The organism is Serratia sp. Z4 (assembly GCF_009900725.1).
Classification (GTDB): Bacteria; Pseudomonadota; Gammaproteobacteria; order Enterobacterales; family Enterobacteriaceae; genus Serratia; species Serratia nematodiphila.
This window is the reverse complement of record NZ_JAAABD010000001.1, coordinates 588,225-611,438: the sequence shown is the minus strand read 5'-3', so window position 1 is coordinate 611,438 and position 23,214 is coordinate 588,225. Positions and strand designations below refer to the sequence as shown.

At 60.6% G+C, this 23,214-nt stretch carries 24 protein-coding genes; 14 read left to right on the top strand and 10 right to left on the bottom strand.

Features of this window, described 5'->3' with window-relative positions; all coding sequences use genetic code 11:
* Positions 1–51: 51 nt before the first annotated feature.
* The gene (locus tag GT753_RS03065; RefSeq protein WP_160125254.1) at positions 52–1,422 is read left to right on the top strand and encodes a GntP family transporter; all 1,371 of its coding nucleotides are present in this window, start codon (positions 52–54) and stop codon (positions 1,420–1,422) included.
* Positions 1,423–1,485: 63 nt separating this feature from the next.
* On the top strand, positions 1,486–2,016 hold the full coding sequence (locus tag GT753_RS03060; RefSeq protein WP_004939196.1) for a GNAT family N-acetyltransferase: 531 nt from the start codon (positions 1,486–1,488) through the stop codon (positions 2,014–2,016).
* 4 nt (positions 2,017–2,020) lie between these two features.
* Here the strand turns inward: GT753_RS03060 and GT753_RS03055 are convergent, their stop codons facing one another.
* The gene (locus GT753_RS03055; RefSeq protein WP_021504266.1) at positions 2,021–2,893 is read right to left on the bottom strand and encodes a LysR family transcriptional regulator; all 873 of its coding nucleotides are present in this window, start codon (positions 2,891–2,893) and stop codon (positions 2,021–2,023) included.
* Positions 2,894–2,984: 91 nt separating this feature from the next.
* Between GT753_RS03055 and GT753_RS03050 the strand changes: the two genes are divergently transcribed.
* Entirely contained in the window at positions 2,985–3,965 is a 981-nt protein-coding gene (locus tag GT753_RS03050; RefSeq protein ID WP_015377158.1) for a nitrilase family protein, read from the top strand.
* Between the two features lie 90 nt (positions 3,966–4,055).
* Here the strand turns inward: GT753_RS03050 and ompX are convergent, their stop codons facing one another.
* Positions 4,056–4,574, bottom strand: coding sequence for an outer membrane protein OmpX (gene ompX, locus GT753_RS03045; RefSeq protein WP_004939201.1), 519 nt, complete (start codon positions 4,572–4,574; stop codon positions 4,056–4,058).
* A 400-nt stretch (positions 4,575–4,974) separates the two neighbouring features.
* Between ompX and rhtA the strand changes: the two genes are divergently transcribed.
* Together rhtA and nanQ are read left to right on the top strand one after the other, a co-directional pair.
* The gene (rhtA, locus tag GT753_RS03040) at positions 4,975–5,862 is read left to right on the top strand and encodes a threonine/homoserine exporter RhtA (RefSeq protein WP_004939202.1); all 888 of its coding nucleotides are present in this window, start codon (positions 4,975–4,977) and stop codon (positions 5,860–5,862) included.
* Between the two features lie 132 nt (positions 5,863–5,994).
* Positions 5,995–6,462 carry an N-acetylneuraminate anomerase gene (gene nanQ, locus GT753_RS03035; protein WP_015377157.1) on the top strand — a complete coding sequence of 156 codons (468 nt, stop codon included), beginning with the start codon at positions 5,995–5,997 and terminating at the stop codon, positions 6,460–6,462.
* On the opposite strand, the gene GT753_RS03030 is transcribed toward nanQ, so the two are convergent.
* A complete protein-coding gene (locus GT753_RS03030) occupies positions 6,444–6,995 on the bottom strand; it encodes a shikimate kinase (RefSeq protein ID WP_160125253.1) in 552 nt (183 codons plus the stop codon). The two genes, nanQ and GT753_RS03030, sit on opposite strands and share 19 nt — an antisense overlap.
* 355 nt (positions 6,996–7,350) lie before the next feature.
* Between GT753_RS03030 and dps the strand changes: the two genes are divergently transcribed.
* The 6 genes from dps to ybiO all read left to right on the top strand — a co-directional run bounded on the left by dps (position 7,351) and on the right by ybiO (position 13,195).
* Positions 7,351–7,854 carry a DNA starvation/stationary phase protection protein Dps gene (dps, locus tag GT753_RS03025; protein WP_004939215.1) on the top strand — a complete coding sequence of 168 codons (504 nt, stop codon included), beginning with the start codon at positions 7,351–7,353 and terminating at the stop codon, positions 7,852–7,854.
* 140 nt (positions 7,855–7,994) lie between these two features.
* Positions 7,995–8,261, top strand: coding sequence for a DksA/TraR family C4-type zinc finger protein (locus GT753_RS03020; RefSeq protein ID WP_015377155.1), 267 nt, complete (start codon positions 7,995–7,997; stop codon positions 8,259–8,261).
* A gap of 338 nt (positions 8,262–8,599) precedes the next feature.
* Positions 8,600–9,343, top strand: coding sequence for a glutamine ABC transporter substrate-binding protein GlnH (gene glnH / locus GT753_RS03015; protein WP_004939223.1), 744 nt, complete (start codon positions 8,600–8,602; stop codon positions 9,341–9,343).
* A gap of 102 nt (positions 9,344–9,445) precedes the next feature.
* On the top strand, positions 9,446–10,105 hold the full coding sequence (glnP, locus tag GT753_RS03010) for a glutamine ABC transporter permease GlnP (protein ID WP_004939229.1): 660 nt from the start codon (positions 9,446–9,448) through the stop codon (positions 10,103–10,105).
* A complete protein-coding gene (gene glnQ, locus GT753_RS03005; protein WP_004939230.1) occupies positions 10,102–10,824 on the top strand; it encodes a glutamine ABC transporter ATP-binding protein GlnQ in 723 nt (240 codons plus the stop codon). The genes glnP and glnQ overlap by 4 nt, the downstream gene beginning before the upstream one ends.
* Before the next feature lie 154 nt (positions 10,825–10,978).
* Complete coding sequence (ybiO, locus tag GT753_RS03000) at positions 10,979–13,195, top strand: mechanosensitive channel protein (protein WP_015377154.1); 2,217 nt, start codon at positions 10,979–10,981, stop codon at positions 13,193–13,195.
* A gap of 2 nt (positions 13,196–13,197) precedes the next feature.
* Here ybiO and GT753_RS02995 read toward each other — a convergent pair whose 3' ends face one another.
* The 5 genes from GT753_RS02995 to rlmF form a co-directional block, all read right to left on the bottom strand.
* On the bottom strand, positions 13,198–14,205 hold the full coding sequence (locus tag GT753_RS02995) for a S9 family peptidase (RefSeq protein ID WP_075686543.1): 1,008 nt from the start codon (positions 14,203–14,205) through the stop codon (positions 13,198–13,200).
* Positions 14,193–14,831, bottom strand: a complete 639-nt coding sequence (locus GT753_RS02990; protein WP_160125252.1) for a GNAT family N-acetyltransferase — start codon at positions 14,829–14,831, stop codon at positions 14,193–14,195. The genes GT753_RS02995 and GT753_RS02990 overlap by 13 nt, the downstream gene beginning before the upstream one ends.
* Before the next feature lie 11 nt (positions 14,832–14,842).
* Positions 14,843–15,412, bottom strand: a complete 570-nt coding sequence (locus GT753_RS02985; protein ID WP_004939249.1) for a TetR/AcrR family transcriptional regulator — start codon at positions 15,410–15,412, stop codon at positions 14,843–14,845.
* A 178-nt stretch (positions 15,413–15,590) separates the two neighbouring features.
* Positions 15,591–16,895 carry a PAS domain-containing methyl-accepting chemotaxis protein gene (locus GT753_RS02980; protein ID WP_015377151.1) on the bottom strand — a complete coding sequence of 435 codons (1,305 nt, stop codon included), beginning with the start codon at positions 16,893–16,895 and terminating at the stop codon, positions 15,591–15,593.
* Positions 16,896–17,189: 294 nt separating this feature from the next.
* The gene (rlmF, locus tag GT753_RS02975; RefSeq protein ID WP_174242099.1) at positions 17,190–18,155 is read right to left on the bottom strand and encodes a 23S rRNA (adenine(1618)-N(6))-methyltransferase RlmF; all 966 of its coding nucleotides are present in this window, start codon (positions 18,153–18,155) and stop codon (positions 17,190–17,192) included.
* 118 nt (positions 18,156–18,273) lie between these two features.
* Here rlmF and GT753_RS02970 point away from each other — a divergent pair, with 118 nt between their 5' ends.
* From GT753_RS02970 to GT753_RS02960, 3 genes are all read left to right on the top strand, one after another.
* On the top strand, positions 18,274–18,903 hold the full coding sequence (locus tag GT753_RS02970; RefSeq protein WP_015377149.1) for a flavin reductase family protein: 630 nt from the start codon (positions 18,274–18,276) through the stop codon (positions 18,901–18,903).
* A gap of 168 nt (positions 18,904–19,071) precedes the next feature.
* Positions 19,072–19,332: a YdgH/BhsA/McbA-like domain containing protein gene (locus tag GT753_RS02965; protein WP_015377148.1), complete on the top strand. Its 261-nt coding sequence runs from the start codon at positions 19,072–19,074 to the stop codon at positions 19,330–19,332.
* A gap of 287 nt (positions 19,333–19,619) precedes the next feature.
* Positions 19,620–20,255, top strand: a complete 636-nt coding sequence (locus tag GT753_RS02960; RefSeq protein ID WP_004939270.1) for a carbonic anhydrase — start codon at positions 19,620–19,622, stop codon at positions 20,253–20,255.
* Between the two features lie 63 nt (positions 20,256–20,318).
* Here the strand turns inward: GT753_RS02960 and GT753_RS02955 are convergent, their stop codons facing one another.
* Together GT753_RS02955 and ybiB are read right to left on the bottom strand one after the other, a co-directional pair.
* Complete coding sequence (locus GT753_RS02955) at positions 20,319–22,175, bottom strand: M3 family metallopeptidase (protein WP_015377147.1); 1,857 nt, start codon at positions 22,173–22,175, stop codon at positions 20,319–20,321.
* A 46-nt stretch (positions 22,176–22,221) separates the two neighbouring features.
* Positions 22,222–23,181 carry a DNA-binding protein YbiB gene (gene ybiB, locus GT753_RS02950; protein WP_015377146.1) on the bottom strand — a complete coding sequence of 320 codons (960 nt, stop codon included), beginning with the start codon at positions 23,179–23,181 and terminating at the stop codon, positions 22,222–22,224.
* Between the last annotated feature and the right edge of the window lie 33 nt (positions 23,182–23,214).

Here is a 23,214-nt window from a genome sequence, read left to right as displayed (position 1 = left end):
GCCACGCGGCGATCGCGGTGCCCAACGCTTACCCAACGAAAGGCTTTTTTCATGTCTACCTCTCTGCTGTTGCTGATTGCCGTACTCGGCGTGGTGCTGCTGTTATTGATGGTGATTAAGGCGAAGGTGCAACCCTTTGTCGCGCTGTTGGTGGTCAGTCTGCTGGTGGCGTTGGCCAGCGGCATTCCGACCGGTGAAGTGATGAAAGTGATGACTGCCGGGATGGGCGGCGTGCTCGGCTCGGTAACCATCATCATCGGTCTGGGGGCGATGCTCGGGCGCATGATCGAACACTCGGGCGGCGCCGAGTCGCTGGCGCAACGTTTCAGCCAGGGGCTGGGGCCGAAACATACCGTCGCCGCGCTGACCCTCGCCGCATTTATCCTCGGCATTCCGGTATTCTTCGATGTCGGCTTTATCATTCTGGCGCCGATTATTTACGGCTTCGCCAAGGTCGCCAAAGTGTCGCCGCTGAAGTTCGGCCTGCCGATGGCCGGCGTGATGTTAACGGTACACGTCGCGCTGCCGCCGCACCCCGGCCCGGTCGCCGCCGCCGGCCTGCTCAACGCCGACATCGGTTGGCTGACCATCATCGGCCTCGCGATCTGTATTCCGGTCGGCGCGATCGGCTATTTCGCCGCCAACTACCTCAACCGCAAAACCTATCCGTTATCGATAGAGGTGCTGGAACAGCTGCAGCTGGCGGCGCCGGAGCCGCGGCCGGAAGGGCGAGCGCCGCTCAGCGATCGCATCAACCCGCCCGGCGCTGGCCTGGTGGCGGCGCTGATCGTCATCCCGATCGCCATCATCATGCTCGGCACCGTCTCCGCCACGCTGTTGCCGGCAGGCTCGGCGCTGCGCGATGCGCTGTCGTTGCTGGGGTCGCCAGCGGTGGCGCTGATGATAGCCCTGCTGCTGGCCTTCTACTTCCTGGCGCTGCGCCGCGGCTGGAGCCTGCAACACGCCGGTGACGTGATGGGCGCCGCGCTGCCAACCGCCGCGGTGGTGATCCTGGTGACCGGCGCGGGCGGCGTGTTCGGCAAGGTGCTGGTGGAATCCGGCGTCGGCAAGGCGCTGGCCGAAGTGCTGACGGCCATCGGCCTGCCGCTGGTGCCCGCCGCGTTTATCATTTCGCTGGCGCTGCGCGCTTCGCAGGGTTCCGCCACCGTGGCGATCCTGACCACCGGCGGCCTGTTGTCGGAAGCGGTCAGCGGGTTGAATCAGCTGCAGCTGGTGCTGGTGACGCTGGCGACCTGTTTTGGCGGGCTGGGGCTTTCCCACGTCAACGACTCCGGTTTTTGGATCGTCACGCGCTATCTGGGGCTGTCGGTGGCCGACGGCCTGAAGACCTGGACGGTGCTGACCACCCTGCTCGGCCTGAGCGGCTTTCTGTTCACCTGGCTGTTGTGGCTGGTGGTGTGATTTCTCTGGCATACTGAACGCCGTTGTTTTTCATCGCCTTTCACCCTGTGCAGGAGCAGCAACATGACCGTAATCAACACCGCGCCAACGCTTATCACCGAACGCCTGCGGCTGGACGCGCACACGCTGGACGACTTCGACTCGCTGGCCGCTCTGTGGGCCGATCCGCTGGTGGTGCGCTATATCGGCGGCACGCCGCGCGACCGGGAAGACTCCTGGGGGCGCCTGATGCGCTACGTCGGCCACTGGGCGCTGTTGGGATACGGGTATTGGGCGGTGCGTGACAAACAGAGCGGCGAGTATCTCGGCAGCATCGGCTTCTCCAACTTCCTGCGCGACATCACCCCGGCGCTCGACGCGCCGGAAATGGGCTGGACGCTGGTGAGCTCGGCGCACGGCAAAGGCTACGCCACCGAGGCGCTGCGGGCGGCGCTGGCCTGGGGTAAAACGCACCTGCCTGGCAAGCAAACCGTCTGCATCATCTCACCGGAAAACCAGGCTTCGCTGGCGCTGGCGAAAAAAGTCGGCTTTAGCGAAAGCCACCGCAGCGAGTATCACCAGAGCCCGATCGTCGTGATGCATTGCCCGCTTTGAATGCCTAAGTGCGTTGCGCCGCCAACGCCGTCTGAATGAAGTTGTCCCGCAGCGCATCGGCGCGCTGCGGATCCCAGGCGATACCGACCTGCCACTCCGTCTCCTCGCCGCTCAGCGGTAAAATGTCGATGCCGGCCGGCGCGATATGCGTGATGCTGTGCGGCAGCAGCGCGACACCGACGCCGGCGGCAACCAGCGCCAGCAACGTCTGGATATCGCCGGCCTGCTGCACCACGTTCGGCGTCAACCGGTGGGCGGCGATAAACCGCAGCGACTGATCGCTGAGCCCGCGCCCGCGTTTAGGAGTCAACTGCAACAGCGGCAGCTGATTGAAACGCGCCATCAGATCGTCGGCGCGCAGCGCCAGCGCGCCCGGCGCGGCCAGCACCAACCGATCGCTCAGCAATGCCACGCCGCACAGCGGCGTATTGACCGGCAAGCGCACGAACCCCGCCTGCAACTCTCCCTGCAGCAACAGCTGATACTGGCGTTCCGACGGCAAGTCCTCCAGGCCGATCGCCACCTCGGGAAACCGTTGGCGAAAGGCTGCCACCAGCTGCGGCGCCAGATGAAAGCTGGAAAGGCCAAACCCCAGCGCCAGCCGCCCCGCTTCCCCGAGCGCCACCCGCCGCGCGCGCCGCTGAAACTGCTGGTACTGCTCCACCAGCGCCTGCGCTTCCGGGTAGAGCCGCTGCCCGCCGGCGGTGAGCACCGCCCCCTGTCGGCCACGCTCGAACACTCGAACGCCGAGCTGGGTTTCCAGCGCCTGAATTTGCTTGCTCAGCGCCGGTTGGCTGATGCATAGCCGGCTCGCCGCCTGCCGATAGTTGCCCTGTTCAGCCAGCGCCACCAGGGCGCGCAGTTGTTTTATATCCATTCCATTAGGTTATCGAATAGGGAATTTAATTGATTATACAGTAATCAAACCACCTGCTGTAATCAACGCAGACCCTAATCGGAGAGACACCATGACCATCTCATTACGCGCCGCCACGGTGCAATTCCAGCATCGCGCCAACGATAAGAATTACAACCTGTCGACTATCGAGCGCTTTATCGCTCAGGCGGCCGAGCAGCAGGTACAGCTGCTGGCCTTCCCGGAAATGTGTATCACCGGCTATTGGCACGTGCGCCATCTGTCCGCCGCCGAAGTGCGGGCGCTGGCGGAACCGATCGCGTCCAGCCCTTCGCTGGCGCGCATTCGCCCGCTGGCTGAGCGTTACAATATGGCGATCGGCGTCGGGCTGATCGAACTGGGCGACGACGGCCGTTGCTACAACGCCTACGCCGTATGCCTGCCGGACGGCGCGCTGCATGTGCACCGTAAACTGCACGCCTTCGAACACCCGGCTATCGCCAGCGGCGATCGCTATACGGTGTTCGACACTCCCTGGGGCGTGCGCGTGGGCGTATTGATCTGTTGGGACAACAATCTGGTGGAGAATGTGCGCGCGACGGCGCTGCTGGGCGCGGAGGTGTTGATGGCCCCGCACCAGACCGGCGGCACCCATTCGCGCAGCCCGCACGGCATGAAGCCGATCCCACAGGCGCTGTGGCAGCGGCGAGCGGAAGATCCGCAGGCGATAGAGGCCGCCTTTCGCGGCGAACACGGCCGCGGCTGGCTGATGCGCTGGCTGCCCTCGCGCGCTCATGACAACGGGCTGTTTTTGTTATTCAGCAACGGCGTGGGCCGCGATGACGATGAGGTACGCACCGGCAATGCGATGATCCTCGATCCCTACGGCCGCATCGTAGCGGAGACCTGGGCGGCGGAAGACCGGCTGGTCAGTGCCGATCTCGATCTGACGCTGATCCCGCTCAGTACCGGACGCCGCTGGATTTACGGACGCCGCCCCGAGCTGTACGGTTTACTGACCGAACCGCAAGGCTATGAGCGCGATGCCCGCAGCGCGCGCTTTTCGACGCAGCCTACGGGGCGCAGCGGCTAATGACAGATAAAAAAAATCCGCCCGAAGGCGGATTTTTTATCCGCGCGGCAACCTGTGCCGCGCATTCACGCCCGCAGGCATGAAGAAATCTTAGAAGCGGTAGCCTACGCCAACGTTCCAGCTGCCAACGTCCACGCTGCGGATGCGGCTCTGCTCGTAGCCAACGTCCAGGGCAACGTTTTCGATTGGGTTGAACTGCAGACCTGCACCGTAGGTGAAGCCGTAGTCGCTGTTGCCACCTTTGTTACCGCCAGCCTGGGCGTTGTCGATGTTTTTGCCGTAGCCAACACCGATCACACCGTAGATGCTCGCCCAGTCGTTGAAGCGGTAAGCTGGACCTGCGGTGATGGAATCGTACTGAGATTTCTTGTAGAAACCGCTTTCAGAACGATTTTTTTCCAGGTGGGTGAAGGAGCCGATCACACCCAGTGGGTTGTTGTCGAACTCGTAACGGTATTTCAGGTTGAAACCGTTGGCCTTGTTAGCAACGCCTTGGAGATCACCCTGCGCATAGCCAGCGGATACGGTGCTCTGACCAGCGAATGCGGTACCTGCGCTAACTGCTAATACGCAAGCTGCTACTGCGGAAAGACATGCAATTTTTTTCATAACCACCTCAAACGCGTTTTATTATTAAGTACATCCATTTGTTCATGCTTTGAAAATATAACAAAAATTAGCGTGAAACTCTGCCTTGAAATGAGTGTCTAATGCTTTATATCGTGTAACAGAAGATTTCAAGAACAGTGTATCTGCTTCTTTTCGCTCTATTTTCGGCCGTATTCTACGGCTTTCTGTGACAAAAATCACCAATTTAATATCCAGATAATTCTTAAGAAAAAGCGCACTTTTTGACCAAATCCGCCACATCTCATCCGAGGATCGGCGGATTTCACCGCGATGCGCGCTTTTCTCAGACAGATTTTCGCCATTTCATTTACACTGCTCGCATCCCCGTTTCGACCGTTTTCTCAAGGCTGAGGAACGGCGCAAAAAAGGCCCGTTAAGGATGTCGTTATCTACTTCCGGCAGAGCGCCCTCCGCGCTGCTGCCCATCTGTCTGTTAATCATCGCCATGGTGTCTATCCAAAGCGGTGCCTCGTTGGCCAAAAGCCTGTTCCCGATCGTGGGCGCGGAAGGCATTACGACGCTGCGTCTTTTCATCGGCACCCTGATTCTGTTCATTATCTTCCGCCCGTGGCGTATGCGCATCGTCGCCGGCAGCCGCTTGCCACTGCTGATTTACGGCCTGTCGCTCGGCGCGATGAACTACCTGTTCTACCTTTCGCTGCGCACCGTGCCGCTCGGCATCGCCGTGGCGCTGGAGTTTACCGGCCCGTTGGCGGTGGCCATGTTCTCGTCGCGGCGGCCGATCGACTTTCTCTGGGTGGCGCTGGCGATCGCCGGGTTGTGGTTCCTGTTGCCGCTCGGCCACGGCGTAGGCGGGATCGATCCGTTCGGCGCCGCCTGTGCGCTCGGCGCCGGCGCCTGCTGGGCGGTCTATATCATTTTCGGCCAAAAGGCCGGCGGCGATCACGGCCCCGGCACGGTGGCGCTCGGTTCGTTGATCGCTGCGCTGGTGTTCTGCCCGATCGGCGCCTGGCAAACCGGCAGCGTGCTGTTCAACCTCGATATTCTGCCGGTGGCGCTGGCGGTGGCGATCCTCTCCACCGCACTGCCTTATTCGCTGGAGATCATCGCGCTGCCCAAAATTCCGGCGCGCACTTTCGGCACCTTAATGAGCCTGGAGCCGGCGATGGCGGCGCTGTCCGGCATGCTGTTCCTCGGCGAACACCTGAGCGGCGTGCAATGGTTGGCGCTGGCGGCGATTATCGCCGCCTCCATGGGTTCCGCCCTGACCATTCGCCCCAAACCGCGCCTCGAAAGCCTTTCTTGATCGCCTGACTCGCCTGCCGTCCGCAACGCCGGAATGCAGGCGGGTTAACTGTTTTCCTCGTGACAAATCGGCATACTTCCCCTTAGCCTGTATCGCAGGCTCTTTGGACTTTCGCTCACATGGAGAATAACAGTGATTCACAACAGCCTGTTCAACCCACGCTTCGGCCGCGGACTCGCGCCGGCGCTGGTTTCAACCCTGACCGAGTTGCGCCGATGCGACCTGCCCGAACTGGCGCTGGGCCATCACCCGATCGACGGCGACAACATCTTTATGGACGTGATGACGCTGACCACCGCGCCGGCGGCGGAGAAGCGCGCCGAAATGCATCAGGAGTACATCGCGCTGCATCTGCTGATCAGCGGCGAAGAACGCATCGAATACGGCCTGGCGGGCGACGGGCATCGCGAACATCCGCATGCAGAAAATAGCGATCTGCTGCTGCTGGACATCAAACGCCACCCGCAAACCCTTCACATGACGCACGGCATGTTCGCGATCTTTTTCCAGATGGAACCGCATAAGACCGGCTGCCTGTGGCAGCGGCCGCAGCACATCAAGAAAGCGGTGGTGAGGATCCATCACCGCCTGCTGCTGTGAGCCTGCGGCAGCGTCCGTAGAAAATCGGCGGCCTGGCGGGGAGAGCGCAAGCGCTTGAAACGGCCCCCTATATCGGTACGGGCCATCTCCGCCAGGTATTTTCGCCGGTTCTTCGAGTAAGTGCGGATCGTCCACAGCACGATCGACTCGCGGCTAAAGAAAGAACGGCGGAAACTTTCCCGATTGCCGGTGCCCGGCCACAGCTCGCTTTTGCCGGCCGCGCGTCGGCACGCGCGGCGCACGGCCTGCCACAGCGTGCGGCAGAAACCGTAGTCCAGCCACAGGATATAATCGACCTCGCGCCACTTGATCGGTTGCGTGCGGCTGTAGTTGCCGTCCAGCACCCAGCCTCCTCCCGCTTCGGCCAGCGTCTGCTCAAGCCGCGCCAGAAACGCGCCATCGGGCGTCCCCTGCCACTCGGGCCGCCAATAGAGTCTGTCCATCTCGATATAGGGAACGTCAAGACGTTCCGCCAGTTGACGCGCCAGGGTGCTTTTACCGCTGCCGCTGGTGCCGACGACGTTAATTTTCATCACTCGCCAATAAAGACTGGGATAATTTCCATACTTTAGCCGTATCAATTACGCCTATCAATCTGAATAGGCTTGGCATTAACACCACGATAACAAAGTGGATATTTAACCAAACCTGCGCGCCCGCAGAAAATAAGATAACGGGGATAAATTGTCACTGAAAAAAATAATAATAAAAAACAAAATAACAATAAAATTCATAAAATTACACAATAGACAAAAACCAAATAAAAATATTGTCATTAGGCCACCCCTATTTGTGCAATAGCCATTTTCGTGCGGCAAAAATAAACATCCCTGCTATAATTAATCCCGTAACGAAATAGGACAACGACTAATCAAGAGGATATCTGATATGAGTACCGCTAAACTGGTGAAAACGAAATCTTCTGATCTGCTGTATACCCGTAACGATCTGGACGAAAAAGTTAAACTGGCCGCCATCAAGGCGCTGAACCATCAGGTCGTGCAATTCATCGATCTTTCGTTGATCACCAAACAGGCGCACTGGAACATGCGCGGCGCGAACTTCATCGCGGTGCATGAAATGCTGGACGGCTTCCGCACCGCCATCATCGAGCATCAGGACACCTTCGCCGAGCGCGTGGTGCAGCTGGGAGGCGTGGCGCTGGGCACCGTACAGGTGGTCAACGATCGCACGCCGCTGAAAAGCTACCCGACCAATATCCACAGCGTGCAAGAGCACCTGAAAGCGCTGGCCGATCGCTACGGCGCGGTCGCGAATGACATCCGCAAAGCCATTACCGAAGTGGAAGACGAAGACACCGCCGATATGTTCACCGCCGCCTCGCGCGATCTGGACAAATTCCTGTGGTTCATCGAATCCAATATCGAATAACACGAAAGCGTTGCAGATCGCCCGTCGTTCCGGGCAGCGCAGGCTGGGCTTTGCCCGGCCTGTTTTCTTTTGCGCGACCGTTGCATTGTACAAAAAACGGCCCATATTAAACGGTAGGGTTTCCTTGTCAGGAGGTGATGATGGCCAGCGGCTGGGCGGCGGACGGCGCCGTACAAGATCAGATTGATTCCACCGTCGACGATGCGGTGCAGCGCGCGCGTGAAGCGCTCGGGCACGGCGAGAGCGAACGCTATTGCCAGGAATGCGGAGAACCGATCCCCGAGGCGCGCCGCAAGGCGCTGAAGGGCGTGCGTTTTTGCGTCGCCTGCCAGGCCGAACAAGACAAAAAACACGCGGCCACCAGCCTGTACAACCGGCGCGGCAGCAAAGACAGCCAGTTGCGTTAGCATTATCTGCTCCCCTTTTGCCCCTCTCGCAGTCACCCTTGCACCGTCAATGGATCATGAAAGTTAGAGTTAGTTATCAATATTGAAGCAAAAACGTTAAAGAACGGTTGTTTCACAGCCAAAATTTGGTTAATGATAGCCCCGTGCACCAAGATAATTCTTACGCACCATTTCGGTGCCTCATTGTGGTGCATAACCATAACTATTCGCCGTCACGGCACAACATCACGCAGTAACTCTTTGTTTTTATATTAGTTGAAAACATGGCACGATTTTTTCATGGCACCAACTGCAATATAAAAAATGGGTAATCCGCAACCTGTACAGGAATTCCTCTCATGAAGTCGATTTTTAAAGTCTCCCTGGCCGCACTCTCTCTGGCCTTTGCCGTAAGTTCCCACGCAGCAGACAAACTGGTGGTCGCCACCGACACCGCTTTCGTTCCTTTTGAGTTCAAGCAAGGCGACAAATACGTCGGCTTCGACATCGACCTGTGGGCCGCGGTCGCCAAAGAGCTGAAGTTGGACTACACCCTGAAACCGATGGACTTCGGCGGCATCATTCCGGCGCTGCAGACCAAAAACGTCGATCTGGCGCTGGCCGGCATCACCATCACCGATGAGCGCAAGAAAGCCATCGATTTCTCCGACGGCTACTACAAGAGCGGCCTGCTGGTGATGGTCAACGCCGACAACAACAGCGTGAAAAGCATCGACGATCTGAACGGCAAAGTGGTGGCGGTGAAGAGCGGCACCGGCTCGGTGGATTACGCCAAGCAGCACATCAAAACCAAGGATCTGCGTCAGTTCCCTAACATCGACAACGCCTACATGGAACTGGGCACCAAGCGCGCCGACGCGGTGCTGCACGACACGCCAAACATCCTATACTTCATTAAGACGGCCGGCGCCGGCAAGTTCAAAACCGTCGGCGATTCGCTGGAAGCGCAGCAGTATGGCATCGCCTTCCCTAAAGGCAGCGACGAGCTGCGCGAGAAGGTGAACGGCGCGCTGAAAACGCTGCGCGAGAACGGCACCTATAACGAGATTTACAAGAAGTGGTTCGGCACCGAACCTAAGTAAGCTGTGAATTTGGCAAGCGATTAACTTAAGCACAGGGGGCGCTTAACCCCCTGCGCTTTGTTGTATCTGATACCCACGTTTGGGATCACCGGGAGAAATATCATGCAGTTCGACTGGAGCGCCATCTGGCCCGCCATTCCTATCTTGTTAGAGGGCGCCAAAATGACCCTGTGGATTTCGGTCCTCGGTCTGATTGGCGGCCTGATCATCGGCCTCGTCGCCGGCTTTGCCCGCACCTACGGCGGTTGGATCGCCAACCACATCGCGTTGGTGTTTATCGAAGTGATCCGCGGCACGCCGATCGTGGTGCAGGTGATGTTCATCTACTTCGCCTTGCCGATGGCGTTCACCGATTTGCGCATCGATCCTTTCACCGCGGCGGTGGTGACCATCATGATCAACTCCGGCGCCTACATCGCGGAAATCACCCGCGGCGCGGTGCTGTCTATCCATAACGGTTTCCGCGAGGCCGGCCTGGCGCTCGGCCTGTCGCGCCGCGAAACCATCCGCTACGTCATTATGCCGCTGGCGCTGCGCCGCATGCTGCCGCCGCTGGGCAACCAGTGGATCATCAGCATCAAAGACACCTCGCTGTTCATCGTGATCGGCGTGGCGGAGCTGACCCGTCAGGGTCAGGAAATTATTGCCGGTAACTTCCGCGCGCTGGAAATCTGGAGCGCCGTGGCGGTTATCTATCTGATTATTACCCTGGTGCTGAGCTTCGTGCTGCGTCGTCTGGAAAGAAGGATGAAAATCCTGTGATTGAATTTAAAAACGTCTCCAAGCATTTTGGCCAAACCCAGGTGCTGCACAACATCGATTTGAAGATCGACAAAGGCGAAGTGGTGGTGATCATTGGGCCGTCCGGCTCCGGCAAATCCACCCTGCTGCGCTGCATCAACAAGCTGGAAGAAGTCACCAGCGGCGATCTGATCGTCGACGGCCTGAAAGCCAACGATCCGAAAGTGGACGATCGGCTGATCCGCCAGGAAGCCGGCATGGTGTTCCAGCAGTTCTATCTGTTCCCGCACCTGACGGCGCTGGAAAACGTCGCCTTCGGCCCGATCCGCGTGCGCGGCGCGAAGAAGTCCGATGCGGAAAAGCTGGCGCGCGAACTGCTGGCCAAGGTCGGTCTGGCGGAGCGCGCCCACCATTACCCGTCCGAACTGTCGGGCGGCCAGCAGCAGCGCGTGGCGATCGCGCGCGCGCTGGCGGTGAAGCCGAAAATGATGCTGTTCGACGAGCCGACCTCCGCGCTCGATCCGGAGCTGCGCCATGAAGTGCTGAAGGTGATGCAGGATCTGGCCGAGGAAGGCATGACGATGGTCATCGTTACCCATGAAGTCGGCTTTGCCGAAAAAGTGGCGTCGCGCCTGATCTTTATCGACAAGGGCCGGATTGCCGAAGACGGCAACCCGCACGATCTGATCAATCATCCGCCAAGCCCGCGTCTGCAGGAGTTCCTGCAGCACGTGTCCTGATCCTGGCGGTTTAACGGCGGGCGCACCACGCGCCCGCCGCTTTCATTCCGCACGCTCTCCCACGCCCCGTCGCGCCACCTTTCCTACTATATTCATTGTTTTTCATCGTATTGCTTTTACATCCGCCGATCACAGAACGCCAAAGAGAGGAACCATGCCGCCAAACGCAGACTCCCGACGAGGTTCTCATCTGCGAGAACACCTGCTTTTCCTGCTGCTGTTGCTGACCCTGAACGTCTTCGCACCACCGGCCCTGGCGCAAAATGCGCCGCCCGCGCCCGCCGACAAGAGCGAGCAGCAGAAAGCCGCCTACGCCGCGCTGGCTGAGCTGCTGCAAGACGACAAAGCGCGCGCGGAACTCATCAACCACCTGAAACAGACCGCCGGCGACGCCCCCGCCGCCGCGCCGGCAACGCCGGAGGAATCGACGCCCGCTACGCTGAGCGACAGCCTGAACTCGCTGGCGCAGGAAGGCATCGGCACCTTTAACCAAAAGCTCGGCGCGCTGCAAAAGCTGATCGACTCCGGCCCGAAGCGCGTTTTCAATCCTGCCGGCTTTTTCCGCGCGCTGGGCTACTTTCTGCTGACGGTGGCGGTCACCTTTGCGCTGTTCCACCTGATCCGGCGGCTGATCGCGCCGCTGTACAAACGCATGGGCAGTTGGGGACACAATGCGCGGCTACAGCGCGGCCCGTGGTATAAACGCCCCGCCGCCATTCTCGGCGCTTTCGCCATCGATCTGCTGGTACTGCTGCTGGCGCTGGCGGCGGGCAATCTGTTCGCCCGCCACGTCCACGCCGACAGCGCCACCATTCTGCGGCTGCAGACCCTGTTTCTCAGCGCCTTCGCGGTGATTGAATTTTTCAAGGCGGTGCTGCGGCTGATTTTCGCCCCCCGCTTCGACTATCTGCGCCCCTTCCCCTTCAGCGACCGGAGCGCGCACTACTGGAACACGCGCCTCGCCTGGCTCAGCGGCCTGATCGGCTACGGCCTGATGGTGGTGGTGCCGGTGGTGGCGGTCCAGATAAGCTACCCGGCCGCCGCCACCGTCAACCTGGTGGTGATGCTGGCGCTGACGCTGTACGCCATTTGGCTGATCCTGCACAACCGCAAGCCGATACAGCAACAGATCAACCTGCTGGCCGAACGGTCGATGGCGTTTTTCAGCGTGATCCTGCGCGGCCTGGGGCATATCTGGCATCTGTTGGCGATCGCCTATTTTCTGGTGTTGTTCGTGCTGTCCCAGTTCGACATCGGCAACAGCCTGCGCTTTATGATGAGCGCCACGGTGAAAAGCCTGTTGGTGGTCGGCGTCGGCGCGCTGCTGTCCGGCATGCTGACCCGCTGGATTTTCCGCCGCATTTCACTGCCGACCGACGTCAATCTGCGCTACCCGATGCTCGAGCGGCGCATCAACTCCTACATCCCCAACGGGCTGAAGATACTGCGGGTGATGGTGGTGCTGGCGGTGACGCTGTTCCTGCTCGATGCCTGGCACCTGATCAACCTGTACCAGTGGGCGGGCAGCGAAAATGGCCAGCGGACGCTCGGCGGGCTGGTGCATATCCTGCTGATCCTGTTGATCGCCGTGTTCAGCTGGACGCTGATGGCCAGCATCATCGAGCACCGTCTGGCGCTGGAGCTGAGCAACGGCGTGCGGCCGAGCGCGCGCGAACGCACGCTGCTGACGCTGTTTCGCAACGTGCTGGCTATCGTTATCAGCACCATTACCGTGATGATCGTGCTGTCGCAGGTGGGATTGAACATCGCGCCGCTGCTGGCGGGCGCCGGCGCGCTGGGGCTGGCCATCAGCTTCGGCGCCCAGACGCTGGTGAAAGACGTGATTACCGGCGTGTTCATCCAGTTCGAAAACGGCATGAACACCGGCGAGTACGTCACCGTCAGCGGCATCACCGGCACCGTGGAGCGCATGACCATCCGATCGATCGGCCTGCGCGACGACTACGGCGTCTACCACATCGTGCCGTACTCCTCGATCACCACGCTGGCCAACTATGCGCGTGAGTTCGGGGTATACCGCGCCAACTACACCGTCAGCCGCGACGAGGACATCGATCGGGTCAATGAGGTGCTGCATCAGGCCGTCGCGGCGCTGAAGCAAGATGAACAGGTGAAGCATTTCCTGATTGGCGAGCCGGTCTTCAACGGCGTGGTGGCGCTGGGAGACCGCTCGTTCACCACCCGCGTGACGGTGCGCACACAGGCGCTGAAACAGTGGGTGGTGCAATACGCCCTCGATCGGCTGGTGAAAATCCATTTCGATCGGGCCGGCATCGGCATGCCGCAGCAGGCGATGCAGATCTCCCGCGCGCCGCAGCCGCATGAAGAGCCGCCGCCTGCCGCGAGCTGAGGCTAACGCCCCTGGCCGCAAGGATGGGCGGCCAGGAAGGCCGCCACGTCCCGCCGGTAGGCGTCGTATTGCACCGAGCGCGGGGCAAACAGGCCCACCACGTTGATCAGCCACGGATGGCGGGCGAACAGCGGCTTGACCATCACATGATCGGCCTCGTCGATGCGCGTCACCGTCAGCAGCGAGGCCGGGATCGTTTGCCGATACACGCGCTCGGTTTCGTCCGCGTCCACGTTGACGTCGCGCCCGCCCAGGATCAGGTGCACCGGCGTGGCGAAATGCCGCAATCCCGCCGTCGCGTCGCTGGCCATGTTGGCGCGGATAAAACGCCAGCGGTCGGCGCTCAATGCGGCGGCGCCAGACTCGCGACGGTACTGCGCGTAGCCGTCCGGTTGCTCGAGCAGGGTCTGGATATGGCGCCAATGCGCCTCGCGCGCCAGGATCTGCGCTTCATCGTCCCCTGCCGCCGCCATCGCCGCCCGGGTGTTATAGCGCCCTTGCCGCAGCCAGTTGATCGCCGGCGAGAGTGCAAGAGTGAAAGCAATGTCAGGCCGTAAACGCGCCACCTCCGGCATCACCCATCCCGCCTGGCTAGCGCCCCACAGCCCCACGCAGCGCGCATCGAAGCGCCCGTCCCGTCTGGCCCAGTCGATGATATCAGCGGTTTCCCGCGCGCGATCCGCCATGGTCTGATGCAGCCAGTTGCCGCTGGAACCGCCTACGCCCGGCTTGTCGAAGGATAAAACCGCATAGCCCTGCTGCGCTATCGCCTCCCAAATGCCGTAATAGCCTTCGTCGCGGCTGGCGTTGGCCGGCCCATCGCCGTGTATGAACACCACCACGCCGGGTTTGACCGGCGCATGCTCCGGCAGCACCAGCGTGCCGCTCAGCCGGTTGCCGCCGGCGGTCACCGTGACCGGTTCGGTGACAAAGCGAAAGTCGTTGACGTAAATCACCCAGCCAAGCGCCGCCAAAACCAGCGCCACGAGGCACAGCCCTATTTTGCGCACATCGCCTCCCCGTTGCGTTTCTCCATCAATACCCAATCGGCCTGGCCGAACAGCACCCCCAGCAAGGCGTAGTGCTCTTCGCGCCGTACCAGAAAACCGCAGCGCCGGTACAGGCGCTGCGCATCGACGTTGCGCCGGCTGACGTGCAGACTCAGGCGCCGGCCTGCGCCCTGTTCGGCGGCGTAGTCGTTCATCCACTGCAACAGCCGCCTGCCTACCCCTTTACCGCGCTGACTCTCCGCCACCGCCAGGTAGGAAAGATACAGCTCATCGGCCGCCGGAGTATGCTGCAATACCACAATTTGCAGATACATGCGCCAAACGTTCAGCCAACCGTAGCGGCGGCATAGCCGCCAAATCGGCAAGGCGCGCGGGCGCAGCCCGCCGTCGCCCTCTGCCTCGGCCGCATTGAGGGCAAAAGCCGCCACCACCTGCTCATCCTGTTTCACCACGAAGCTACGCTCCCGGCTGCCGCTTTGCTGCCAACTCCACAGCCGATAAAACAGACGCCACTGCCGGCGGGCGCTCAAACGGCGCGCGCGCTGGAACTTGTCGCAGAACGCGGCGTAGATCAGCGCCGCCGTTTGCAGGCGGTCAGCGTCGCGATAAGGCTCAATGTGCAGCATATCCACCTCGATTAGGGATGCCGGTAGAGCAGTTGTTCCAACAGCCGCACCGGCGTGGTCTCCTCCGGTGCAGGCGACGCAAAGATCGCCTGCCGCCAGGCCTGGCTTTCGATCACGTCCAGCACCAGCTGCGCGAGCGGTAACGGCGCTATCGCCGCCGCGATTTCACCGGTTTGCTGAGCCTCGGCGATCACCGTCGCCAGCGCCTCAATCAACTGCCGCTGGTTGGCGCTGAACGGCTCGGCCAACGCCGGGTTGCGCGCCACCTCCGCCACGATCTCCGCCGACAGCTGAACATTGGCCGGTTCGGCGACAAAGGCATGATAGGCGGTGAAAAAAATCGACAGCGCCTGTTTCGGCCGCTTTCTGTCGGCCAATAATCCGGCGGCGAACTCGGCGAATACGCCGTTTTCCAGCAGCGCGATCTCGCCGATCAGCGCCTCCTTGCCGGAAAAATGGTTATAGAGGTTGCCCACGCTGACGCCCGCCGCCTGCGCGATATCCCGCATGCTGGTCTGGTGAAATCCCTGATGGGTAAAGCTGTGCAGCGCGGCCTCGACAATCTTTTCTCGGTTTCCCATCGTCAGTTCCCGAAACGGTGAAGGGGGCGCCTGGCGCCATAAATTGATATTAATGAACGAACGTTCGTTCACATCAAGTCTAGCATAGACCGGTAAAATTGAACCGCAGCTCAACGGCGCAGGAATCGGTGAGGGGAGGCAAACGCCGCCTCGTTTTCAGAGGCGGCGTCCGGCAGACTCAGTGCAGCGCATCGCCCTGCTTCACCGAGGTAAAGGCCTGCATCAGCTTCACGACGTCATGCATGCCGATATTGACCTGGTTAATCACTTCTCCGGCGTCATGGGTCAATGCCACACCGCCGCCGGCCTGTTCCACGCAGGTCGCCATGCCGGCGATCGCCGCCGCCACGCCTTGCTGGATAGACTTGGTCATGCGTTCGATCTCGGTCGCCGCCTTGCGCGACTGTTCCGCCAGCGTGCGCACCTCGTTGGCCACCACCGCAAAACCGCGCCCGTGCTCACCGGCGTGGGCAGCTTCGATGGAGGCGTTAATCGCCAGCAGGTTGGTTTGGGAGGCGATTTTACGAATGGCTTCGACGATGGTGCCGATCTGCTGAGAGCACTTGCCGAGCTCGGTGACCACGTCCGAGGTTTCGCGCGCCGCCGCTTCGACCTGCTGCATGCCCTTCACCGCCTGCTGCACGATGACCGCGCCCTGCGCCGCCTGCCGGTCAGTATCCAGCGACAGATGATGCGCGTTGCGCACCATCTCTTCTTCGTGCTGCTGCTGTTGCATCAATCGGGTGATGTCCTGGGCAATTTTCACCACTTTCACCACCTGGCCTTCATTGTCGAGGATCGGGTTGTAACTGGCCTCCAGCCATACCCGTTCGCCGCGCCGGTTGACGCGCTCAAAACGCCCGGTGATAAACTCGCCGCGCGCCAGGCGCTGCCAGTGCCGCCGATAGTCGTCGGAAGCGGCGAACGCCGGCGGGCACAGCACCGCATGCGACTGCCCGCACGCCTCATCCAGCCGATAGCCCATCAGCGCCAGCATATTGTCGTTGGCGCTGACAATGGTGCCCTGCGGCGTGAAAGAAATCATCGCCATCGATCGATTCAGCGCCGCCAGCAGGCTGCGGTGTTCCTGCGCCTGGGTCACTCGCTCGGTCACTTCGCTGGCGATCTTGACGATTTCCACCACCTTACCCTGTTTATTCAGCACCGGCGCGTAGGTGCCCTGCAGCCATACCGTCTCGCCGTTTTTCGCGATGCGTTTTAGGGTGTCCGTGATGGGTTGCCCCTTATTCAGCGTCTCCCAATGCTTGCGGTACAACGGGCTGGCGACATAGTTCGGATCGCAGAAAATACGGTGATGCCGGCCAATCACGTCATCGCGTTGAAATCCCAGCGTGTTGAGGAAGAGATCGTTGGCGCGCAAGACCGTGCCGTCGGGCGAGAATACGATCATGGGAACGGCGTGTTCTATCGCGCCCAGCTCGGCGCCTTTGTGGGTAGTTAACTGACTGAATCGTAACAGCATAAGGTGTAGTCCTTGTGGCAGATGATGGCGCTTTTCTTATTTTGTCTGGCCACATGCCGCGCCCACACGCAGACGTGCCATCGCGGAAGGAACGGGCAGCGCCGAACCTTCTGGTTATTGCTATTAACCGGATTAAATTTATTTATTCAGTAAAGTAATTATTCGAATTTAAATAAACCAACAACCTAAGATTTTTATTATTAAATGCGTAATGAGAATAACGTAAGTGATGAAAATTGAAAGGTAAAATGCGGATTTTTGTCGGCGCCGGCAGGATAACCGGCGCCGGGGAGATTAGCGCCAGCGTTCGGCTGCCCAGGCGGCCTGTTGCTCGGCGTTATGGAAGGTCCAGGCGACGAAGCGGCTGATCTTCTGCCCTTGCGCCATCTCGATGGTGCGCACCTCGGCCGCCCCCGCCACTTTCAACGCATGGTAGATGGCCGGCAACGTGGTGTTTTTCGAGATGAGCGAGGTGAACCACAGGCAGTTGTTGGCCTTGCCGACGCTCTCTGCCACCATCTTGCGCACAAAGGCTTCTTCGCCGCCTTCGCACCACAGCTCGTTGTTCTTGCCGCCGAAGTTTTGCACCGGCTTGTCGGCCACTTCCCCTTTGCCCAGTTTATGCAGCTTGCGCCGGGTGCTGGCGCGCGCTTCCTGCTCGGACGCGTGGAACGGCGGGTTGCACAGGGTGGCGTCGAATTTCTCGGCCGCGCCGATAATGCCGCTGAAAATCAGCTCAGGCTGTTTTTGCAGCCGCAGGCGCACGCTGTTGCGCAGCGTCGGGTTCATCTCGACGATCATCTTGGCCGAGTTGAGCGACACCGGATCGATTTCGGAGCCGGTGAAACGCCAACCGTATTCGCGCAGGCCGACGATCGGGTAAATGCAGTTGGCGCCGACGCCGACGTCGAGGATCGCCACGCCCTTGCCGCGCGGGATCTCGCCGCCGTTGCTGGTCGCCAGCAGATCCGCCAGGTGATGCAGATAGTCGGCGCGGCCGGGGATCGGCGGGCACAGATAATCAGCCGGAATATCCCAGTGTTCGATGCCGTAAAAGTGTTGCAGCAACGCACGGTTGAGCATTTTCACCGCCACCGGATCGGCGAAGTCCACCGAGACATCGCCCCAGGCGTTCGGTTTTACGAACGGCGCCAGCGCCGGGCAACTGGCGATCAGCGCCGGGAAGTCGTAGCGCGAACGATGACGGTTGCGCGGATGCAGGCCGCTTTTCTGCTGCGGGAAGGTTTTCTTTTTTTCCACCGTGACGGGCTCTCTTGAAGGGATTTCCGGCGCGTAAGATAACACATCCGGCCCGCAATGGCGCAGCGGCGGGAAACCCGGCACAATGAAAGCTTCATCGATTGCCGCAGGGTCTCCCATGAACCGTGAATCTCGTTATTATTATGAACCCGCCGCCGGCCACGGCCTGCCGCACGATCCGCTGAACGCCATCGTCGGCCCGCGCCCCATCGGCTGGATCTCTTCCCGCAGCGCCGCCGGCTTGCGTAATCTGGCGCCCTACAGCTTTTTCAACTGCTTCAACTATCGCCCGCCGATCATCGGTTTCGCCAGCACCGGTTGGAAAGACAGCGTGGCGAATATCGTGGAAACCGGTGAGTTCGTCTGGAACCTGGCGACACGCCCGCTGGCGGAAGCGATGAACCACAGTGCAATCAACCTGCCGCGCGGCGAAGATGAATTCGCCTTCGCCGGCGTCACGCCGCTGCCCGGACGCCGGGTCAAAGCCGAGCGCGTGGCCGAAAGCCCGGTGAACTTCGAATGCCGCCTGACCCAGTGCATTCAGCTGCAAACCGCCGCCGGCGAACAGGTGGAGACCTGGCTGATATTGGGCGAAGTGGTGGCGGTGCACCTCGATCCGGCGCTGCTGGACGAACACGGCGTCTACCAGACCGCCGCTGCCGAACCTATCCTGCGCGCCGGCGGCCCAACCGCCTACTATGGCATTTCCGAACAGCACCGTTTCGATCTGGCGCGCCCAACGCGCTGATCGTCTCCCCCTGTTTATGCAGAAGATGAACGGGGGAATTAAAAATCAAAAAATCTGAACAAAACTGTCAACACTCTCCGATTTCATCCCGCCTGTCACTGCGCAATAATCCTCCCATCGAAAGGCAAACCCCTTTCTCCCTAATTCACTTTGACAGGAATGACCCACATGAAAACCATCAAAACTTTTGCTGCCGCTATCGCCCTGGCTACCGTTTCTTTCACCACTTTCGCCGCTGAACACGTCAGCGCGCAGGATGCCGCCCAATTCGAAAAAGCCGGCGTGATCGTCGCCAGCGGCGCAACCGACCTGAGCAGCCTGAAGTCTCAGCTGGCCGCCAAAGCCGATGCGGCGGGCGCCAAGGCTTTCACCATCACCTCCACCAGCGGCAATAACCTGATGCACGCCACCGCGGTTATCTACAAATAATCGCCGCCCCAGACGTCAAAAAGCCCGCCGGCTATCACCCCGGCGGGCTTTTTTTATGTTCGCGTACGTCAGCGCTGAATGGGCATAACAGCGAATTTCTTGCCGTCCGCTTTGTCAGCAATCCACGCGCCAACAAGCCGGAAAATTCTGTCGCCAACAGGCAGAAGCCCTGTATTCAATGGGGTTTGCGGGGGGCTTGCACACACATTTTTTTACCTGCCCATGGCTGGACTAACGGGAGAGGATGATTATCATGTTACGCAGACTACAGATGCAGAGAGCGTTGTATGCAACATATCATTGAAGGTTTCCTCAGTTTCCAGAAAGAGATTTTCCCGCAGCGCAAGGAACTGTTCCGCAGCCTTGCCTCCAGCCAAAATCCCAAAGCGCTGTTTATCTCATGCTCTGACAGCCGTTTAGTGCCTGAGCTGGTCACACAGCAAGAACCTGGGCAGCTTTTCGTTATCCGTAACGCCGGCAACATCGTCCCTTCCTTCGGCCCGGAGCCGGGCGGGGTTTCTGCGACCATCGAGTATGCAGTGGTGGCGTTGGGAGTTACCGATATCGTGATTTGTGGCCACTCGAACTGCGGCGCCATGAAGGCTATCGCGTCTTGCCAGTGCCTCGACCCTATGCCTGCGGTAGCTCACTGGCTGCACTATGCCGATGCGGCAAAAGCGGTGGTCGAGAAGAAAACCTGGAATAGCGAAACAGACAAAGTTAACGCTATGGTGGAAGAGAACGTTATTGCTCAGCTAAATAATATCAAAACCCATCCTTCTGTGGCGGTGGGTCTGCGCAACAGCGGGCTGCGCCTGCACGGCTGGGTGTACGACATCGAAAGCGGCGAAATTCGCACGCTGGATAGAAACACCAAGAGCTTCGTGTCTCTGGCCGATAATCCCGACGTCTATTTCGAATAAAATCACGCCTGGTTTTAACCATTAAATAAAATCCACGCTTCCGCGTGGATTTTATTGTCAGCCTTAAACCAAACGCGCCTCTATCGCCGCAGCGAAGTCGCGGCACATCCGTTCGTCACCGTCGGCATTGTCTGCCAATACCGTCTCGCCATCCACCACCCGAATATGCGCCTGCAAATCGAAATCCGCCGGCGGCTGCGGGCGGGCGGCGGCGGCGGCCATCGTCTGCTGCGCCTCATGCCACGCCTGCGCCACCGTCTGGTTGCAGGCCTGCGCCAGATAGTCCGGATTAAACCCTTCGCCGGTCAGGCTGCGCAGCGTGTCGTCATGGCTGACGCTGTTGCCCGGCAACCAGTAGTGTTGCGCCAGATCCGGGCCGATGGCCGGGTTGTCCGTCAGGTAACCGTCGCGCTGCAGGAAGAAGTGGCGGGTTTGTTCCACCGCCATCATCGCCAGCAGGTAGCCCTGATAAGAACAGGCGGACTCCAGCGACAGCAGATGCGGGATCGCCAGCGTCGGGCGCGGGCTGCCGCTGATGCCGAGGATCTTCTGCTCGACCTCGCGCGCCAGCGCGGTGATGGCTTCCGGCGTGCGCTGCTCGTCATCCCACTGATACAACGCCCACTCGAAGTACGGCACCAGCAGGATATGGCGTTCGTTGAACGCGCGCATCGGCTGGCGCGCCGCGATGCCGGCCTCAATCAGCGCATCGGGCACCGCTTCGCCGGCGGCGTTTTTCGCATAGCGCTTCAACCAGTCGGCATCGTCCAGCAGGCTATCGCAGAACATCGACTGGGTTTCGGCATAGGCCATCGAGGTCGGCGGGAACTCCTGCGAGAAGCACGGCGCATTCTGGCGAATATTGGCGAAGTGCGCCGCGTGGCCGCCCTCGTGGAACAGGGTGTTGAGCCCGTAAGCGCCGCTGCCCACCTGCCCCGGCTGCGCCAGGCTGGTGAAGTTGATGCGCGCCGGCACCCATTCCCCCTGGCGCACAAACGGCGGCACCGGGCCGTGCATGAAGCCGTTCTCATACTTGCCTTTACGCACCAGCAGATCGAGGTTCATCTCCGCGCCGCCAAAACCGATGTGCAGGCGTTTGAAGCTGTCGACCCAGCGTTCCAGCGAACGGGAAAACGGGAAATAAGGATCCAGTTGGCGGGTGACGTCGCCGGCGCTGGCGAAGCGCACGTTCCATGGCTCCAGCGCCTGGTCGCCCTTGTCGGCCGCCAGCTGCTGCAGGCTGCGCGCGTTGGCCTCGCGGGTTTCCCGCTCGAAGCGATCCAGAATGGCGAACAGCTGCTCCGGCGTCATGCGCTCGGTTTTGTTCACCTTGTAGTCGAAATAGTTGCGATAGCCCATCTGGCGCGCAAAGCGGTTGCGCAGGCCGATCAGCTCCGGCAGGCCGTTATGCAGCAGCCATTGCTCCAGATCGCGCAGCGCCTGCTGCGAGCTGCGGCGGTAGTCTTCGTTCGGGTTGGTCGCCTGGTTGGTCAACAGCTCGCCGAGCGAAGCCGCCACGCGCTGGCCGTCGGCGTTCAGATGGGTGACCTGATAGCCCTTGCGGCGCGAGTAGAGATCGGATTCGGCGTGGATGATCTGATCCAACAGCGCCTGCGCCTGCGGATCTTCGATGGCGTTGCAGTCGAAAAAGCGCAGCCAACCCTGCAGGCCGTGGATCAGCGCATCGCGCTGCGCCTCCTGCGGCAACGCTTCCAATCCGGCCAGCAGAGTGCGGATCTCCGCCAGCCGGCGCGGTTCGGCGATAAAGCGCTTATAGGCGCTTTCCGCGGCGGAAAAGCGCGCCGAGACGTCTTCACCGCCGGTGCCCATGTAGTTTTGCCAGAACAGCTCTTCTTTGGCGCGGTGTACGTCGAGGTAATCCTGGTTCAATTGATTGAAGTAATCGAGAGCCTGTTGCATAACCGTCCTTCTCAGCCGATGAGGAAATATCCCAGTATAGTCGCGCTTAGGCCTGATGCAGGCGTTTCAGCCCCTGCTCCAGCGTCTCGCTCTCGCCGGCGGCCACCAGGCAACAGGCAACCTGCCGCTGGATGGCCTGCGGTATCGCCACCTCGCCCGCCAGACAGCGTTCAGTCCAGCGCGCGGTGGTTTCCGCGTCTTTCGCCGCCGGCAATGCCGGCGTTTCATCCGGCAAGGTGCGCTCCAGCAAGATGCGCTGTTCGCCGCCGACGATGTGGTGAATTTGCGGGCAGCGCAGCGGGTTGGCGTAAGCTTCGCCTTCCGTGCCGTGCATCAGCAGCCCGCGGGCGCCGATCTGGCGGAAAAACGACGCCACCCGGCCGACATACTCCGGGTGTGAAACGCTGGCGAGGCGCAGCGCATCCTGTTCGCCGAACGGCGTCGCCAGCTTGGCCAGCGTATGGGCGCTGTTGCGCACCCCCATGCGCCAACGCAACCCGAGCTGCCGCGCCAGCGGCGCCGACAGCGTGGAAACCGGCATGAATACCGCCTCGCCGTTATCGAGACGCTGTTGGGCGTGAGCTGCCTGTTCCGACCACGGCAGCCCAAGCGCGCGGAAAATCTCGGCGCTGGTCACGCGGGTGCTGTCGTCCAGCACGCCGTGCACCACCACCGGCAGGCCCACTTTCGCCAGCAGCAGCGCCAGCAGCGGCGTCAGGTTGGCCTGCTTGCGCGCGCCGTTGTAGCTCGGCAGCACCACCGGCAATGGCCTCCCCTGCGGCGCCTGCAGCGACAATACCTGCTGCTGCATCGCCTGGTAGAACCCCAGCATCTCCTCTTCGGCTTCGCCCTTGATGCGCAGCGCGATCAGAATGCCGCCCAGCTCAAGTTCGGGGACCTCCCCGGCCAGCATCGCCTGATACAGCTCAAAGGCGGTCTGTCGATCCAGATCGCGCGCATGGTTTTTGCCGCGGCCTATTTCTTTGATAATTTTGGTGTAATCCATCCGAAGGTTCCCTCAGCCCACTCTTCGGTTAGC